Annotated in this window: 12 protein-coding genes; 1 reads left to right on the top strand and 11 read right to left on the bottom strand. The window is 43.5% G+C overall.

What is annotated here, in order from left to right; translation table 11 throughout:
* Positions 1–105: 105 nt before the first annotated feature.
* From G4D82_RS10745 to G4D82_RS10785, 9 genes are all read right to left on the bottom strand, one after another.
* The gene (locus G4D82_RS10745) at positions 106–2,904 is read right to left on the bottom strand and encodes a gluzincin family metallopeptidase (RefSeq protein WP_207788158.1); all 2,799 of its coding nucleotides are present in this window, start codon (positions 2,902–2,904) and stop codon (positions 106–108) included.
* A gap of 86 nt (positions 2,905–2,990) precedes the next feature.
* The gene (locus tag G4D82_RS10750) at positions 2,991–3,719 is read right to left on the bottom strand and encodes an LOG family protein (RefSeq protein ID WP_166337289.1); all 729 of its coding nucleotides are present in this window, start codon (positions 3,717–3,719) and stop codon (positions 2,991–2,993) included.
* 256 nt (positions 3,720–3,975) lie between these two features.
* Positions 3,976–4,746: an alpha/beta fold hydrolase gene (locus tag G4D82_RS10755; RefSeq protein ID WP_166337290.1), complete on the bottom strand. Its 771-nt coding sequence runs from the start codon at positions 4,744–4,746 to the stop codon at positions 3,976–3,978.
* Positions 4,746–5,114: an iron chaperone gene (locus tag G4D82_RS10760; protein WP_166337291.1), complete on the bottom strand. Its 369-nt coding sequence runs from the start codon at positions 5,112–5,114 to the stop codon at positions 4,746–4,748. The genes G4D82_RS10755 and G4D82_RS10760 overlap by 1 nt, the downstream gene beginning before the upstream one ends.
* Positions 5,111–6,472, bottom strand: coding sequence for an exonuclease domain-containing protein (locus tag G4D82_RS10765; protein WP_166337292.1), 1,362 nt, complete (start codon positions 6,470–6,472; stop codon positions 5,111–5,113). The genes G4D82_RS10760 and G4D82_RS10765 overlap by 4 nt, the downstream gene beginning before the upstream one ends.
* Before the next feature lie 348 nt (positions 6,473–6,820).
* Positions 6,821–9,667, bottom strand: a complete 2,847-nt coding sequence (gene uvrA / locus G4D82_RS10770; protein ID WP_166337293.1) for an excinuclease ABC subunit UvrA — start codon at positions 9,665–9,667, stop codon at positions 6,821–6,823.
* Between the two features lie 261 nt (positions 9,668–9,928).
* Entirely contained in the window at positions 9,929–11,713 is a 1,785-nt protein-coding gene (locus G4D82_RS10775) for a chloride channel protein (protein WP_166337294.1), read from the bottom strand.
* 196 nt (positions 11,714–11,909) lie between these two features.
* Positions 11,910–13,589, bottom strand: a complete 1,680-nt coding sequence (gene ggt, locus G4D82_RS10780) for a gamma-glutamyltransferase (RefSeq protein ID WP_166337295.1) — start codon at positions 13,587–13,589, stop codon at positions 11,910–11,912.
* Positions 13,586–14,170: an acyl carrier protein phosphodiesterase gene (locus G4D82_RS10785; protein WP_166337296.1), complete on the bottom strand. Its 585-nt coding sequence runs from the start codon at positions 14,168–14,170 to the stop codon at positions 13,586–13,588. The genes ggt and G4D82_RS10785 overlap by 4 nt, the downstream gene beginning before the upstream one ends.
* Before the next feature lie 196 nt (positions 14,171–14,366).
* Here G4D82_RS10785 and glmM point away from each other — a divergent pair, with 196 nt between their 5' ends.
* Positions 14,367–15,755: a phosphoglucosamine mutase gene (gene glmM / locus G4D82_RS10790; RefSeq protein ID WP_166337297.1), complete on the top strand. Its 1,389-nt coding sequence runs from the start codon at positions 14,367–14,369 to the stop codon at positions 15,753–15,755.
* Between the two features lie 85 nt (positions 15,756–15,840).
* Here the strand turns inward: glmM and G4D82_RS10795 are convergent, their stop codons facing one another.
* A complete protein-coding gene (locus G4D82_RS10795) occupies positions 15,841–16,740 on the bottom strand; it encodes a hypothetical protein (RefSeq protein ID WP_166337298.1) in 900 nt (299 codons plus the stop codon).
* 2 nt (positions 16,741–16,742) lie between these two features.
* Positions 16,743–17,159 carry a DM13 domain-containing protein gene (locus G4D82_RS10800; protein WP_166337299.1) on the bottom strand — a complete coding sequence of 139 codons (417 nt, stop codon included), beginning with the start codon at positions 17,157–17,159 and terminating at the stop codon, positions 16,743–16,745.
* Positions 17,160–17,259 lie beyond the last annotated feature (100 nt).

Below are 17,259 nucleotides of genomic sequence, written 5' to 3' on the forward strand. Positions count from 1 at the left end.
ATAAATAAATCCGATATCGTCAGCAAGTAGCCAATTTTTGATGTGTGAAATGCGGAATGTTTAATATAAATCACAATCAGATATAAAATACCTAACAGATCAACATTAAAACCATTTTCGTGTAAACAAATTGACTAAAACTCTTGGATCTAAGGTCAAGACAATCCGGATTTTCTCGCTGTACTGCGGCTGTGCGATTTCCCAACCATTATTGGAATAGACCGGAAAATAAAATTCAAAATAGTCTGGAACCAAATTCAAACGAACGCCATTGTCATACACAAACTTTTCCTTGATATTGCCGTTTTTCACCAAACCCAAATCGCCATAAATTTCAATCCAATTCCAAACATTGAAACTCAGGTTGGTGGTAACAAGCCATTGGTTCACAAAAGCCGGTAGCACTTTCGATTTAAATCCACCTTCGCCCATGATGAACTGCTGGCTGAAAATACCACTTTTCTCAGAACGCCCGAGCAATTCCTGCTCAAACAAATAATCATTGATGCTGGTCAAACCGAAATCAAAAGTATTGTTGTTGCTTTCTTTGTTATACAGAAAAGCGCCTGCATAAAGCCTGACGTTGATCTGACGGTTGTTGGCAAAAAGTCGTCGGTATTGCATTTCGCCCGAGAGTTTTCCAAAAGTGGTCGAAAGCTGGGTATCGGTCAGGAAAGTCAAATAATTTACCAATTCTTGATGGCTGTTGATATACTTGAAACCAAAAACCGAATAGTTTTGCAATTTGTTGTCAGTAAGATATCGGGTTTCTTGTTTTTGAACCACATTGTATTTAAAAATCAAGGCTTGGCGGTCATTTTTTCGGATGTCGTTGTCTCGGAAATGAAAGGTAATATTCGGATTTACCTTAAAATACGACGCGTCAGGCGCATAGTTAAAATAGGAAGCACTAAGCCCGTAACGTGTGTAATACCAGCGGCTGTTGCGGTCAAATTGGTTGATGGCCAATGAAGTCAATCCGCGCAAAGCTCCGGTGTTGGGCGAATATACCGGGTTTACATCGTAATTGAACGGTTTGGTTAGCATGGTTTTGTTGTGCAAACGAAGTCCGGGCGCTAATCCGTCGTAATAATTGTAAGTCATCGAAGGCACAAAAACAATTTGGTTGTAATCGGGGTTCTCCAAATCCTTGAAGAAGTTGAATTTGTACGGACGATTGTTTCCCCAAAAGTTATCTATAGCTTTCCAGTTGTTGCGGCGGTTGAATTCAGGAACCTCGTTTTCGTAGTTGAGGGCAAGTTTGTTTGCGTTTTGCCGTGAAATCGTATAAGAACTGTCTTTGGCAATATTCTCGAACCATTGTTTGAAAACGACTTGTTTTCCATTGAGCCCGTAAACCGGAATAGGCACGTTGGTACCAGTTTTATTTTTTATTGTAAAAGTGATGCTGTCTTTGGTGGTTTTTGCTTTTCCAAAAGTGTAATCTACAAGGTCGCGTTTGTCGATAATGGATTTGAAAAACCAATCGATATTTTTCGGCGTTTGCGTTTTGAGAAGGTTTTCAAAATCTTGCCCTTTGCGCTGTTGTTGGGCATTCATTTCATAAAACATACGAATGCTTTTGGGCACAATTGAATCGTTCAAATAACGGTCGAGGTATTTCAAACTCAAACCGGCGCGGTATTTTGAAGCGATTTTTTCGTTGAAGCGAATCAGTTTGTCTTTGTCTTCACCTAAAGCTTGGTCCAGATTCTTGCGTGCCATCAACAAATAATAGTAACTGTATTGGTCGTTAAAATCGCGGTTGATGATGTGCCAGCTTTTGAGCAAACGCATTTTAGACAAACCGCCCATCATTTTCATTTCCGGACGAAACTCGTCGATGTATTTCATCATCATATACACTTGTATTCCGTCGTAAATCCATTGGTCTTTTCGCGGATCTAAGTGCAAAGCGTTCTTGAGGTAATTGTTCAGGTAGGTTTTCAGGAATTTCAATTCATACACAAATTCATCCTGAAACACATTAATAAACGAAGGCAACTGATTCAATCCGTAAAACGGGTTCCGCTCATAATCAACTTCGGAAACCAGTAATTTTTCATACGGATATTTGCCGATGTTTTCTTCTGTATAAGTCACGATTCGGTCAATTAGCAAGGCTTTTTGAATATCGTGTAAACCGTTGTCTTTTAGGTTGGTTACTACTTCAATCTGATCTTTTTTGTAATTGTAAAACTGCGACTTGGGTTCGATATACAAGCTAAAATCCGTACGCTGTTTTCCCGATAAAGTAACGGTAGCTTGCTCGCCATTTTTTGTCTGACTAATTTGATTTAAATCAGAATGCAATCGGTAGTTTGCGGGCATCGAAACCGAAAGCTCATAATCGGTCAAACCATTAGCGATATCGTCTAAATCGGCATTGCTGTAGCGCACAAATTGATGGTTTTCATAGCGCGCCGGAGCCAAGAACCATTGCTTGAGCACAAAGCCTTTTTGGTCATCATAACCATAACGTGTAAAGCGGTCACTCGGGATTTTAACGGTATAAGTGAGCTGTAAAGTTCTTTTTTCGTTGGGTAAAATCGGTTGCGCTAACCGGATTTCAATTAAATCAATTTGATTTTCAACTCGCTGCCAATCAATAACTTTGTTTTGATTATCAGCAATAGCGATATTGCTCGTGCTGCCCAGTTCTTTCGCGGTCGCAAAATGAAAACTGCGGATGAACTCATCGGAAAACCGCTGGCCCAAATAAGAGTTCTTGTCTGAATAGGAATGGTTCCAATCGTTGAGCACCAAAACGGCAATGGTGTCTTGCGTCTGATTGAAAAAAGTAAGTTGTTGCGTTACCTGAATGGCGTTGTTCTGAACATCTAGTTGGGCCTGAATCTTACACTGATGCTGCGCCAAAAGCCGGCCCGAAGCCAGCAATAGCATAAAAAACAATAAACTTTTAAAGTAAGATTTCAATTATAACGGTTCAGTTTTGTGAGGTTCATAACGAAATCTAACGAAAAATAGTACTAAAAATTCGGGCTCAAATCGTATTTTTTGTAGAATTTATCCAATACGTCGAGTACTTCGTCTTCGGTATCGACAATTTTGAACAAATCCAGGTCTTTCTCGCTGACGGTTTTCTCGCGCTCGATTAAGACGGTTTTGATCCACTCTACCAAGCCTGCCCAGAATTTAGTTCCTACGAGAATGATCGGGAATTTAGCTATTTTCTTGGTCTGAATTAACGTCAAAGCTTCGAACATTTCATCCAATGTTCCGAAACCGCCCGGCATCACGACGAAACCTTGCGAGTATTTTACGAACATTACCTTGCGCACGAAAAAGTAGTCGAACTGCAAGTTCTTATCGCGGTCGATGTAAGGATTATAATGTTGCTCAAAAGGCAATTCGATATTCAAACCCACCGAAGTACCACCGCCGAAATGCGCGCCTTTATTGCTCGCTTCCATAATTCCCGGGCCGCCGCCGGTAATCACGCCGTAGCCCGCTTTACTGATTTTGAACGCGATTTTCTCGGCCAGCAAATAAAACGGATCGTCAGGTTGGGTGCGCGCCGAACCAAAAATAGAAACACAAGGGCCAATTCTTCCCATGGTTTCATAACCGTTCACAAACTCCGACATGATTTTAAAAATCGCCCAGCTGTCGTTGGTGCGAATCTCATTCCAAGTTTTTTGCTTGAGCTTATCTTGAATTACTTTGTCTTCGTCGTTGTCAAAATCTTGCAATCTCATGTTTTTCAATTAATAATGAATAATTAATAGTTAATAATTATTCGGGGTTGTATATTTTTTAGGAGCTGTTTCCCGCTATCCGCTGTAGTCCTCACTGCGTTCCGGGCTGCCGCTCCTATCGGGGCTAGGGAATTTAGCTGTCAGCGGTTAGCGGTCAGCAGATAGCAGATACCTGATAGCTGATAGCTGATAGCTCAAAATCCGCGGGCTAAATTAACGTTTTTTTCAAAAAAGCCACTATGCCACTTCAGGAAGTTTAAGCTTGCTGCAAGTTCAGGATAAACTTTGCGGTTTCTTCGAGTACAATTTCGGGATTTTCTTTGTGCGGTGTGTGCCCGATTCCGGGAATGATCAGCGATTGGGCTTTTGGCGATTGAGAAATAATCCCATCCACTTGCGCCAGCGTTCCGAATTGATCCATTTCTCCTTGAATGATTAAAGCCGGGCATTGTATTTTGGGCAGAAAATGTTCAATATTCCAGCTACGGAAACTTTCCTTAATCCAGGTTTCAGTCCAAGCGCGGAACATCGTATCGGTTTTATCGCCGTGGTATTTGCTGAGTCTGGTTTTTAAATCGGTGGTTTCGTATTCCATCATTGCTGCCTTGATGCCGTCGAGGGTCAACTCTTCCACAAAAATATGGGCACCTTCGGTGATAATTCCTATAATATTTTCAGGATATTTCGCCGCTGCAATCAGTGCAATCGAACCACCGTCGCTGTGACCGAACAAAATGGCTTGTTCTATATTCCAATGTTGCAGCAAAGCGTTCAGAATGTCCGCTTCGTGTTCCACATAATCATTGTCGCGTTTTTCCGAGGTAAAACCACAAGATTTTCCGTAGCCTTGCCGGTCGTACAATAGCACGTTACAATTCGCAGCCTCGCCAAGTTGTTTCGGGAACTCGCGCCAGAGTTCGATGCAACCTAACGAATCGTGCAAGAATATAATCGTCGGTTTTTCCGCATCGATTTCATAACAAACAAACGCTATTTTATCTATAGGAAAATCGGGCGTCAACTTCATTATTTAGGTTGGTATTGCTGCTGGTTTTCTTTTACGCGGAACGTTACGATTTTTTCAATCAGCTCGTAAGGAATCGGCTCGCCAAATTGGAATTGCACCGAACCTTTTCCTTGTTTGAACGGAGAAAGTTCTTTGGCAAATTCTGCATGTCCGCTGGGTGTGGCGTACAATCCGAGATGGTTTTTGAACGCCGCGAAATACACTAAGGGTTTTCCGTAAGTTTTGTAAGCAGGCATTCCGTAAGCAATACTTTCGGTAGCTTCAGGCGCCACTTGGAGAATGATTTGGCGTACTTTATCCAAAACCTGTCGCACGTTGTCGGGAAAGGTTTGAATGTATTGGTTGACGTTAGCATAATCTATTTTCATGGATGCAGAATTTTAGAAGGGTTTTTTTGCGCAAACGTCTCAATCAGTTGCCTGATATACTGATTGCTTTTGTATGGCGTGACGTGTTCTTTGAGTTCAGAAATTTCAGTAAATCCGATTGAAGCATCTACGTAACCCATGCCGTAAAAATCACCATTTTCTACCCAAATGCAACTGCGTTCTTCGTGTGTTCGGCCTTTATCGACAATGGCAAAGCTTGGTTTGGCCTGATTGAGCGAATTCAGCGCACATTTAACTTGTAAGTTGTGGCGTTTGGCATCCGGAAGTTCGCTCGTGTTGGTAGCCCGCAATTCGCCTTCCGCAACTGATCCGTAGATGCAGAAACGATGGTCGATTTCGAATTCTTCGGCTAGATTTCTGAGCAAATGAACCCCTTCATGCTGGGAATCGAAAGTTAAAATGCACTGCTGGAATTTCGTCACTTTACCCACGGCCAAATATTGGTAACCGTTGCGCGCTTCGTATTGGTATAGCCCGAACTTGGGTTCAAAACGCTTAAGTGCGCGGTTATATGTGGGCCATAATTTTTTGATTTCAGAACATTCGAGCAATAGCGCCATGAGTTCCGTAGCACAAACTTCAAACGAAATCCCGTAGATGTCTCGCAGGAAGTTTTGTCTTTGCGAACTAGTGCTATGACCAGTAAAATGTGAAGCCACACGTTTTTTGATGTTAACCGCTTTCCCTACGTAAATCACTTTTTTTTGCTCATTATAGAAATAATAAACTCCGGGTTTTTCAGGCAATTTCGCAAAATCTTCAGGTGGTAGGTTCGGTGGAAGTCTTTGGTCTTGCGCGTTCTTTTTGATCATCTTGACGATTTCGCCGTTGTCATCCCATTCGATTAATTTTGAAAACAGGATAGCAGTGGCATCAGCGTCACCACCGGCTCTGTGGCGATTTTCTACTGGAATAGCAAGCGATGCACAAAGATTGCCTAAACTATAGGAACTCAATCCCGGCCTTATTTTTCGGGCAGCGCGAACCGTGCAAAGTTTTCTCGCGGTCCATTTGAAGCCGGATTTTTCGAGTTCATGACGCACGAAAGAATAATCAAAATTGACATTGTGCGCGACAAAAATGCGGTCGGTCAAAAGTTCCAAAACTTGTTCTGAAATGTCGTCGAAAGTAGGAGCGTGGCGCACCATTTCGTTGTTGATACCGGTTAAGGCAAAAATCGGAACGGGAATTTCCTGCTGCGGATTCACAAGCGTTTCCCAACGGTGGATGACTTTCTCGCCATCATGAATCAGGATCGCGATTTCGGTAATGCGGCTGCCACTGGCGTTTCCTCCGGTGGTTTCGATATCGACGATAGCGAATTCCTGACTTTTCATTTTAAAAGGTGCTAAGGTACTGAGGTTCTAAGGTGCTCGGGCGTTAATACTTTGGTGTTTGGGCTAACAGCTAATGGCTGAGCGCTGAGAGCTGAACTCCCGAAAGCCCTAGCCCTGATAATTTGATATTAAGAGGAGACCCGAGGCGAAGCCGAATTGTATGTAGCGTAGCGGAATAAATGTCCAGTGGACATTCGGCACACTAAACGTTATTAGAATTATACATTTAATTTTGAAAACGATACTTCGTCTTTCAGGAAAGCCCTAGCCCTGATGGTAGCGGCAGCCCGCAGCTTGCGAGGACTATAGCGAACAGCAGGTTCCCGGCTCCTAATTATTACTTATTACTTATTCATTATCAATTAAAAAAAGTTCCTTTTTTAGAAACTCGGCGGTATAACTTTTTTTGTTTTTCGCGACTTCCTCGGGCGTTCCTTCGGCTACGATCGTGCCACCACCTTTGCCGCCTTCCGGGCCGATGTCGATGATATAATCTGCCAGTTTGATTACGTCCATGTTGTGCTCGATGATCAAGATTGTGTTGCCTTTGTCGACAAGTTTGTTGATGACTTCCATGAGCACTCGGATGTCTTCGAAATGCAGACCGGTCGTGGGTTCGTCTAGGATGTAGAACGTGTTGCCGGTATCTTTTTTCGAGAGTTCGCCCGCGAGTTTAATGCGTTGTGCCTCGCCGCCGGAAAGTGTCGTGCTTTGTTGTCCGAGCGTGATGTAGCCCAAACCGACGTCTTGAATCGTCTTGATTTTCCGGTAAATTTTCGGAATGTTCTCGAAGAACGGCACGGCTTCATCGACGGTCATGTTCAAAACGTCTGAAATCGATTTGCCTTTGTAGCGGATTTCGAGCGTTTCGCGATTGAAGCGTTTGCCCTGGCAGGTTTCACATTCTACGTAAACATCCGGAAGGAAGTTCATTTCGATGGTTCGCACGCCTGATCCTTCGCAGGTTTCGCAGCGACCGCCTTTGACGTTGAAGCTAAATCTACCAGCTTTATAACCGCGGATCATGCTCTCTGAAGTCATGGTGAACAAGGTTCTGATTTCGGAAAATACTTCTGTGTAAGTCGCAGGATTGGATCGCGGCGTCCTACCGATCGGGCTTTGGTCGATGTCGATGACTTTGTCGATATGTTCGAGACCTTCGATTTTCTTGAACGGTTTCGGTTTTTTGACGCCGTTGAAATAATGTTCGTTTAGGATTGGATAGAGCGTTTCGTTGATTAATGTTGATTTCCCGCTACCAGAAACTCCGGTCACGCAGATCATTTTCCCAAGCGGCAAGTTAATCGTGACGTTTTTCAGGTTGTTGCCCGAAGCGCCGGAGAGTTTGAGGAATTTCCCATTGCCTTCACGACGTTTTTTCGGGACTTCGATCTTTTTCTCGCCGTTCAGGTATTGCGCGGTGAGCGTGTGGTGTTTCAGCGTTTCTGCCGGTGTGCCGAGGCTTATGATTTCGCCACCATATTTTCCCGCTCTTGGGCCGATATCCACTACATAATCTGCGCGCTCGATCATGTCTTTGTCGTGTTCGACGACAATCACCGAGTTGCCGATGTCGCGCAGTTGTTCGAGTGAACGGATTAGTTTTTCGTTGTCGCGTTGGTGCAAGCCGATGCTGGGTTCATCTAGAATGTAAAGCACGCCCACCAGTTGTGAACCGATTTGAGTAGCCAGACGAATGCGTTGTGCTTCGCCGCCCGAAAGCGATTTGGAACTGCGGTTGATTGACAAATAATCTAAGCCGACATTGACTAAAAAGTGCAGTCGGTCTTTGATTTCCTTGATGACTTCGCTGGCGATCTGCATTTGTTTTTCCGACAGCGATTTTTCAAGTTGGTCGAACCAATGGGTCAAATCGGAAATGTCCATCGCCGAAAGTTCGTTGATGTTTTTCTCGTTGATGCGGAAATACAGTGCTTCTTTCTTGAGGCGCGAACCATCGCAAACCGGGCAAGTGATTTCGTCCATGAATTCTTTTGCCCAGCGCTTGATGCTGTTGGAGCCGCTTTCGTCGTGCTGGTTCTTGATAAAATGCGAAATACCTTCAAACTCAATTTTGTATTCTTTGGTGATGCCCATCGTTTTAGACTCGACCGCAAATTTTTCTTTGCCGCCGTGCAGGATGATGTTCATAGCTTCCTCGGAAATTTTTTCGATTGGGTCAGTAATCTTAAAACCAAATTTTTCGCCGATGATTTCGAGTTGCTTGAAAATCCAGCTGTTTTTGTATTCGCCGAGCGGAACGAAACCACCGTTCTTAATAGACAATTTCGGATTAGGGATGATTTTCTTGAGGTTGATTTCGTGTACGATGCCCAAACCATTGCAATGATCGCATGCGCCTTTAGGTGAATTAAAGGAAAATAGGTTCGGTTCCGGATTCTGATAAGAAATTCCAGTGGAAGGGCACATTAAATTCCGGCTGAAAAAACGGATTTCTTGTGAATCCTGGTCGAGCACCATGAGAATATTTTCCCCGTGGTACATCGCGGTTTGGATGCTTTCGGACAGGCGTTTTTCGGCTTCGGGCGTTTCTTCGACAAAAATGCGGTCGATCACGATTTCGATGTCGTGAGTTTTGTAGCGGTCGAGTTTCATGCCGGGCGTGATGTCTTTGATCTCGCCGTTGATGCGCACTTTAAGGAAACCTTGCTTGGCAATCTGCTGGAACAATTCGCCGTAATGCCCTTTTCTGGCGCGAATAACCGGAGCCAGAATATTGATGCGTTTGCCGACGAAATTCTGAATGATCAGTTCTTTGATCTGCTCGTCTGAATACGAGACCATTTTCTCGTTGGTGTTATAACTGTAGGCATCGGCTGCACGCGCGTAAAGCAAACGAAGGAAATCGTAAATCTCGGTAATTGTGCCCACTGTGGAACGCGGGCTTTTGCTGGTGGTTTTCTGTTCGATGGAGATGACTGGTGACAAACCGTCGATTTTGTCTACATCAGGGCGTTCTAATCCGCCGAGGAATTGTCTGGCATAAGCAGAGAAAGTTTCTACGTAGCGGCGTTGCCCTTCAGCATAAATGGTATCGAAAGCGAGCGATGATTTTCCGGAGCCCGAAAGCCCGGTAATGACCACTAGTTTCTCGCGTGGAATGGTAAGGTCGATGTTCTTGAGATTGTGGACGCGCGCGCCTAAAACCTCAATTGTATTTTCTGTATCTAGCATGTTTTTTTACTTCGTCAGTTCGCTGTGCTCGGGTGGCAAAGAGCAAAGATAGATGATTCAATTAATAATGAATAGTTAATAATTAATAATGAAAGTGAACTTTGGCAGAAATCCCTAGCCCTGATAGTAGCGGCAGCCCGGAGCTTGCGAGGACTATAGCGGATAGCAGGTTCCCGGCTCCTAGAATCAATTAATAATGAATAATTAATAATGAACAATGGGAGCTCCCTCAATTATTAACTATTAATTATTCATTATTAATTACTCAAACGTCATCGCTTTCAGTTTCTCGCGGTACGCCTCGAGTGCGTTGGCTTTGGAAATGAACCCGTAGTACTTTCCGTTCTTGATGACCGGTAAATAATTCACGTTGGTTTTCTCGAATTTCTGCATCACGGTTTCCATGTTGTCGGTCGGGTACACAATGTCGATGGGCGGAATCATGACTTCTTCGACCGGTGTGTATTTGACTTTGAAATTGCTGAAAATAATCTCGCGGATATCGTTGAAATGGACGATGCCTAGCAGTTTTTTCTCCGAATCAATCACAGCAAAAATGACTTGGTTCGAATGGGAAATCAAATCGACTAGTTTCTCAAGGTTCGTGTCGAGCGTGATGGTCAGATAATCAGTTTGAATGATTTTCTCGGTTTCTAAAGTAGAAAGGATGTTGGTGTCTTTGTTGTGGGTAAAAGCATTTCCTTTGCGGGCGAGTTGCTTTACATCGAGTGAATGGCGTTCAAAACCTCTGGAAATGGCGTAACTGATAGAGGAAACCATCATCAGTGGAATCATCAAATCATAACCGCCTGTGATTTCGGCGATAAGGAAGATTGCCGTTAAAGGTGCATGGAAAATCCCGCTCAGGATTCCGGCCATTCCGACCATCGTGAAATTACTAACGGGCAAATGCGTCAATCCAATTGTATTTAATGTTTTTGAAAAAAAGAAACCCGCGTAAGAACCTAAAAACAAAGAAGGTGCAAAATTACCTCCGTTTCCGCCGCTGCCTAAAGTAATTGCGGTGGCAAACACTTTGAGCATCATGGCTAAGCCGATAAAAGCAATCAGCATCCAAGTGCTGTGGCGGTAATTGCTGAATAAGGTGTTTTCGAGCAATTGGCCCGGATCGCTTTCTGACAAAGTTCGGATACTTTCGTAACCTTCGCCAAACAGCGTCGGAAAAACGAAAATAATGCAAGCCAATAAACCCGCGCCGAGCAAGGCTTTTTTGTACTGATTTATTCTTAAACGCTGGAAGAAATGCTCCACACGCTGGAAATTTCGCGAATAATACACCGCAATAAAACCGGTGAATGTTCCGAGCAAAACATAGTACGGAATGTTGCGGTAATTGAAAGTTTGCTCCTGGCTGAAAGTAAGCAGCACCGTTTCGTCAAGCACGATAGCCGAAGTCAAAGCACCGGTAGCGGCAGCGATCATGATTGGCGTAAAGGCAGAAATGCTCACATCGACCAATAAAACCTCAATGGCAAACAGAACTCCGGCAATCGGAGCGTTAAACGCAGCAGCAACACCAGCGGCCACGCCACAGCCAATTAGTAGCGTTCGGTCTTTATAACTGAGTTTGTAGCGTTGCGCATAATTAGAACCGAAAGCCGCTCCGGTAATCACAATCGGGCTTTCTAGACCAGCCGAACCACCAAGGCCGACCGTTAACGAGCTCGTAGCGATTTGCGCATACATTTGTTTTCTGGGAATGATACTGGCTTTTTTGGCTACGGCATAAAGAATTTGCGACGTGCCTTTTTCAATGGAACCGCCGAGCAATTTTCGCACGACAATAACGGTAAGCAAAATCCCGATGATAGGCAAGATACTGTTGATGTAATTGAGTTTTAAAACGGCATTGACCGAAGTAGCAATCGAGAAAACTTTGTGTGCGAACGACTTCAGGATAATTACCGCAAAAGCCGCTGAAATTCCCACCAATACGCTCGACAAGAAAATAAATTGCTTACTGGTTAGCTTGGTTTGCGACCAGGCAACAATGCTTTCAATACGACGAATGGATTTTCTGAGCATGGTTCTTTTTTGGAATCGGCTAATTTACTACAATATATCGGCGCAGGCAAAAGCGAAAGGTTTAATGTTTTGTGAATTTTTCAGACTAGTTATTAGATCAATAGGTGGTACACTTGAGGTTCTGTTTTAGCTTGAGTTTATGAAGCCTTGATTTTTTGTTTCTTTTGTATCAAGACAAAAGAGAGAAGAAAGATATTTAATAACCCACCGCCTTGTCATCGCCGCGATAGTCGGCACCAGCTTCATAAGTTCCGTCGGGAAGTTTCAGAATCGCATCGACTTTACCGATTACCGGAAGGTTTTTGACATTGATGTTATACTGCTTTTTTCTAAGATTTTCGAGTAATTCAGTTGAAAAACTATTCGGCTCAAAAACCACTTCGTCGGGCAGCCATTGGTGGTGAAAACGCGGTGCATTGACAGCTTGTTGCATATCCATTTTGAATTCGGAAACATTCAAGATGGTTTGTAAAACAGAAGTGATAATGGCCGAACCGCCCGGAGAACCAAGTGCCATGAGAAACTTCCCGTTTTTTTCAACTACAGTCGGCGTCATTGAACTGAGCATTCTTTTTTGTGGCACGATACTGTTGGCTTCGGCGCCAATCAATCCGTAGAAATTAGGCGTTCCGGGTTTCGCGCTGAAATCGTCCATTTCATTGTTGAAGAAAAAACCAAGTTCGTCGCAATAGAGTTTTGAACCGTAAGCGCCGTTTAAAGTTGTTGTGACCGCGACGGAATTTCCTTCAGCGTCAACAATCGAGTAATGCGTGGTTTCGTTGCTTTCTGAAATTTCTATATTGCCGTGCGAAACTACTGCTGATGGTGTTGCCTTTTTCCAATCGAAATTTTTCATCCTTTGTTTGAGGTAGTTTTTATTAACCAATTGATTTTTAGGAATCGAAATAAAATCCGGATCGCCTAGAAAATAGTTTCGATCGGCGTAAGCGCGGCGTTCAGTTTCGGTAAGCAGTTGGATATATTTCTCGCTGTTATGGCCATATTTGTTGATTGGAAATCGCTCAATCATTTTCAAGATTTGCTGCAAAGTGATTCCACCGGAAGACGGCGGCGGCATCGAAATAATAGTCAAATCTTTGTATCGGAAACGAATTGGTTCGCGCCATTTGACTTCGTATTTTGCTAAATCTTCCATCGAAATGATTCCGCCTTTTTGCTCAAGGAAAGCCACCATTTTTTGCGCGGTTTCACCTTTGTAAAATTCGTCCGGGCCGTTTTTTAAAATGCGTTCCAAAGTGGCTGCAAAAGCCGCATATTTGATTGTGTCGCCTGTTTTGAAAGGTTGGGCGTACAGCGTTTGTGCTCCGCTAATGGCGATGATGTCTTGCTGGTTGTCGCGTATTTGTTTTTCCTGTTTGGCCGTGACGATGATTCCTTTTCTGGCTAAGCTGATGACCGGTTGGATGATTTCGGACATCGGTAATTTTCCGAATTTTTGGTGAACCGCATAAATCCCGGCGATGCTGCCCGGAACGCCAACGGCCAAAGCGCCATCAGTGCTCAGTTTCGGAATGACTTCTTTGTTTTGATCGAGGTACATTTCCTTATTCGATTTTAATGGTGCTTTCTCTCGGAAGTCAAGCGTGCCGGTTTCGCCATTGGCTTTCCGATAAACCATGAAACCGCCGCCGCCGATATTGCCCGCATAAGGATAAGCGACCGCCAAAGCCAATTGGGTCGCCACCATTGCATCGAACGCATTGCCGCCTTTTTTCAGGATTTCGACACCGATTGCTGAAGCTTCCTCGCGCGCAGACACGACCATTGCTTCGGACGCGATTAAGCCTTTTTGGGCCATCGAATTCGATTGAAAAACAAGAAAAAGAGTGACAATAAAAGCGAGTTTCAATTTCATAGCTCCAGCATTTTTTGGGCGATGTGTTGTCTTAAATCAACAAAGAAAGTCGTGAACTCAGACTCGAATTCGGTATAAAATTCTTCGAGTTCCGCCACTGAATATTGCATCTTGGAAACATTGTTCGTGCGGCGGTCCATTTGATAGAGAATCTTCGCGATGCCATCAACAGTTCTATAACTCACGAGCCAATTGCGCTCAATCATATATGGCATCAGGCCTTTGGTTTTTTCTGTGAGCAAATCGTAATGGGTGGCTAACGATTGGTAGAAGCGCGCCACAAAATCTTCGAGTTTCTCGTCTGAATAATCGGCCCAATTCTTTGCCAGAAAGTGATCGTAAAATACATCGACGATTACGCCGGCGTAATGATGGTATTTCGCATGGAGCCGTTGTGTGCTTTGCCTGAAAACCGGATGCGCATCGGTGTAAGTATCGATGGCGCGATGCAGAAAAATCCCATTGCGAATAGGCTCAGGCAAATGTTCATAGTGCTTTCCGCGAATACCGTCTGCCATGAAATTTCCGATCTTTACCAAATCGTCGTCGCCCGAAAGATAGATATGTGCTAGAAAGTTCATTTTTTTTGAGGTGCTAAGATGCTAAGGAGCAAAGGTTTTAAGTGGCTAAGTTGCCGAGGCTCTTCGGGTAAAAATAGGAATTATTTCTCAGCTGGGTGGAAAAACAAAGCCCGATTGCTGTTTTAAATTTTATATTTGCACGACATTTAACATTCAACATTCAACATACAACATACAACATTTAAAATAATCTTAGATGACTTTAATCAAATCTATATCAGGAATCCGCGGAACCATTGGCGGAAAAGTAGGCGATAACCTGACGCCGGTAGATGCCGTGAAATTTGCTTCGGCTTATGGCACGTTCATGAAACAAAATTCCAAAAAGGAAAAACTGACAGTAGTTATTGGTCGCGATGCCCGAATTTCAGGGCCAATGATTCACAATTTGGTGGTAAATACTTTGATCGGTTTGGGCATTGATGTGATTGATTTGGGTTTGTCCACAACACCAACAGTCGAAGTAGCCGTGCCGCTTGAGAAAGCCGATGGTGGAATTATCCTAACCGCTTCGCACAATCCGAAACAATGGAATGCCTTGAAATTACTCAACGAAAAAGGTGAATTTTTAAGCGGTGCCGATGGCGCTAAAATCCTTGAAATTGCTGAGGCCGAAGCGTTCGATTTCTCAGAAGTAGACGATTTAGGAACGGTTCATACCAACGACGCATACATGGATATTCACATCGATGAAGTTTTGAATTTACCTTTAGTGGATGCAGAAGCAGTGAAGCAAAGAAAGTTCAAAGTCGTGGTCGATGGCGTGAATTCTTCGGGCGGTATTATTATTCCGAACTTACTAGAGCAAATGGGCGTTGAAGTCGTGAAATTGTATTGCGATCCGAACGGGCATTTTCCGCACAATCCGGAGCCGTTGAAAGAACATTTGGGCGATATCTGCCAATTGGTCGTAAAAGAAAAAGCCGATTTCGGAATCGTTGTCGATCCAGACGTAGACCGTTTGGCGTTTATTTCCAACGACGGCGAAATGTTCGGCGAAGAGTATACTTTGGTAGCTGTAGCCGATTACGTGCTGAGCAAAACGCCAGGCAATACCGTGTCGAATATGTCGTCTTCGAGAGCTTTGCGCGACATTACCCAAAAGCACAACGGAAGTTATCAGGCCAGCGCTGTAGGCGAAGTCAACGTTGTAGAACTGATGAAGAAAACCAATGCTATTATTGGTGGCGAAGGCAACGGCGGAATTATCTACCCAGAATTGCATTACGGACGCGACAGCTTGGTCGGCGTGGCTTTATTCCTGACACATTTGGCCAATATGGATATGACTGTTGCACAATTAAGAGCCAGTTATCCACAATATTATATGAGCAAAAATAAAATCGAGCTTACGCCACAGATTGATGTAGATGCGATTCTAGAAGGCATGGCCGCGAAATACAAGAACGAAGATATTTCGACCATCGATGGAGTAAAGATTGATTTTGCGACCGAGTGGGTGCATTTGAGAAAATCCAACACCGAACCGATTATTAGAATTTATACTGAAGCGCCGACACAAGAAACCGCCGATGCTTTGGCAGTTAGAATTATAGATGAAATCAAAGCGGTTGCTGGGATTTAATTGTAAGTTCAATTTCTTTTAAAATAGAAAAAGCGGTTTCGTAATGGAAGCCGCTTTTTTTGATATGTCTGTCGTGTTTTATGTTTTAGAAAGCAGTTTTGTAGATAAGACCAGCAGTAAACGAACGCGTTAAACCATCAGGCCGAACTTCCCGGACCACAAATGGCGTCGCGATACTCAACTCGATACTGTTTTTTTTGTTGAAGTGATAAATACCAATGAGATTTCCGTTGAGCGTTAACCCATCAGAGCCGTCAATGTTTTCTCGTTTTCCGAAAATGGTTTCGTAGCTGTCTTCGCCCAAATGATAAATCAATAGAACGTTGGGTTTGAACGTCCATTTTTTATTCTGGGTTTGGTACGTGTAAGTGGTACGAAACAAAGCATCGGGCTTTCTTTCAAACAAATTCGTTGAAGGAAAATCATCCGTTCCCGAATATTCCTTGAAGTAAGAATTACGATTCAGATTATAAACCGGCAACTGTAAACCGGTATTGAAGTCCCAGCGTTTGTAATTCAAGTTCAAGCCTGTAATCAAATCGAAAGTTCCTAAGCTAGCTTGATAATCTAGAGGAAGCGAATAGCCATTGATTTTTAGATTCGACCTTGTGAAAGGAAATTTTCCACCTACAAGCAAGCTCCATTTTTTGGGTTTCTCGGTTTTGAAATGGTAGTTTCCAATTAAATAAGCGTCGCCAAATTGCCCGCGCTGGCCAAATTCTCCGCTCGCTTGAGAATAAGTGACTTTGACACTCATCGCAAATTGCGAATTGAATTGATAACTGTAAGTAAGATAGGGCGAAAAATACCGAACATCTGCTTCACCGGCGCCTAGAATGCTTCCGAACTCCAAGCCGTTTTTGTGTTCGTGCTCTTGGGTTTGAAAACTGTTTCCGGCCGAGCAAATTCCGGCATCGCTACAGCCTTGTGCTTGAATGGTGCTGTTCATCGAGAACAACAAAACGCATAAAAGAATTTTTTTCATAATTAGTTCGAGGTTAGTGGCGCAATTGCAAATAAGTGATTGTACTGTTGGCAATGGATTAGTATGTGGGAGTAGTCCATCGGGTTGACGCTTTGCGGAATATCGTAGATTGTTGCCGAAGTCAAGTTACCGAGATTGACGAATTCGCTAGGAGAAGCAGACTTTGAAAGATAAACTTTTAAATCTGGGCCGCTGGAAACACTAAAGCCTTCGAGTTGTACGCGGTATTTTGTGCCTTCGAGGTAAATTTTCGCTTGACCGCTAACATTGATTCCTGAAGTCGGTGAAAAATCTCCGGTGTAAACCAATACCGAGCTCGCTTCAATAGGTGCAATCACTTTGTCGTGAGTGAGTTCGCCTTCTTCCTGACAAGCGCTAACGGTTAGCCAAGCCGTTGTGATTAAAATGATTTTTTTCATGAGACTGATTTTTTATCAAATTTATCTTGGCTTTACGCTCAGTATTGTCGGCTAGTTGACATTTTAACAAAAGTTTTTTGAGATTAGTTTTTTCATCGGT

The sequence above is a fragment of the Flavobacterium lotistagni genome (genome assembly GCF_011392125.1).
Classification (GTDB): Bacteria; Bacteroidota; Bacteroidia; order Flavobacteriales; family Flavobacteriaceae; genus Flavobacterium; species Flavobacterium lotistagni.

Excerpts from the sequence above, each read along its gene's own strand:
- G4D82_RS10745 (WP_207788158.1), bottom strand. The coding sequence starts at position 2,904 with ATGCTATTGCTGGCTTCGGGCCGGCTTTTGGCGCAGCATCAGTGTAAG.
- G4D82_RS10750 (WP_166337289.1), bottom strand. The coding sequence starts at position 3,719 with ATGAGATTGCAAGATTTTGACAACGACGAAGACAAAGTAATTCAAGAT.
- G4D82_RS10755 (WP_166337290.1), bottom strand. The coding sequence starts at position 4,746 with ATGAAGTTGACGCCCGATTTTCCTATAGATAAAATAGCGTTTGTTTGT.
- G4D82_RS10760 (WP_166337291.1), bottom strand. The coding sequence starts at position 5,114 with ATGAAAATAGATTATGCTAACGTCAACCAATACATTCAAACCTTTCCC.
- G4D82_RS10765 (WP_166337292.1), bottom strand. The coding sequence starts at position 6,472 with ATGAAAAGTCAGGAATTCGCTATCGTCGATATCGAAACCACCGGAGGA.
- uvrA (WP_166337293.1), bottom strand. The coding sequence starts at position 9,667 with ATGCTAGATACAGAAAATACAATTGAGGTTTTAGGCGCGCGCGTCCAC.
- G4D82_RS10775 (WP_166337294.1), bottom strand. The coding sequence starts at position 11,713 with ATGCTCAGAAAATCCATTCGTCGTATTGAAAGCATTGTTGCCTGGTCG.
- ggt (WP_166337295.1), bottom strand. The coding sequence starts at position 13,589 with ATGAAATTGAAACTCGCTTTTATTGTCACTCTTTTTCTTGTTTTTCAA.
- G4D82_RS10785 (WP_166337296.1), bottom strand. The coding sequence starts at position 14,170 with ATGAACTTTCTAGCACATATCTATCTTTCGGGCGACGACGATTTGGTA.
- glmM (WP_166337297.1), top strand. The coding sequence starts at position 14,367 with ATGACTTTAATCAAATCTATATCAGGAATCCGCGGAACCATTGGCGGA.
- G4D82_RS10795 (WP_166337298.1), bottom strand. The coding sequence starts at position 16,740 with ATGAAAAAAATTCTTTTATGCGTTTTGTTGTTCTCGATGAACAGCACC.
- G4D82_RS10800 (WP_166337299.1), bottom strand. The coding sequence starts at position 17,159 with ATGAAAAAAATCATTTTAATCACAACGGCTTGGCTAACCGTTAGCGCT.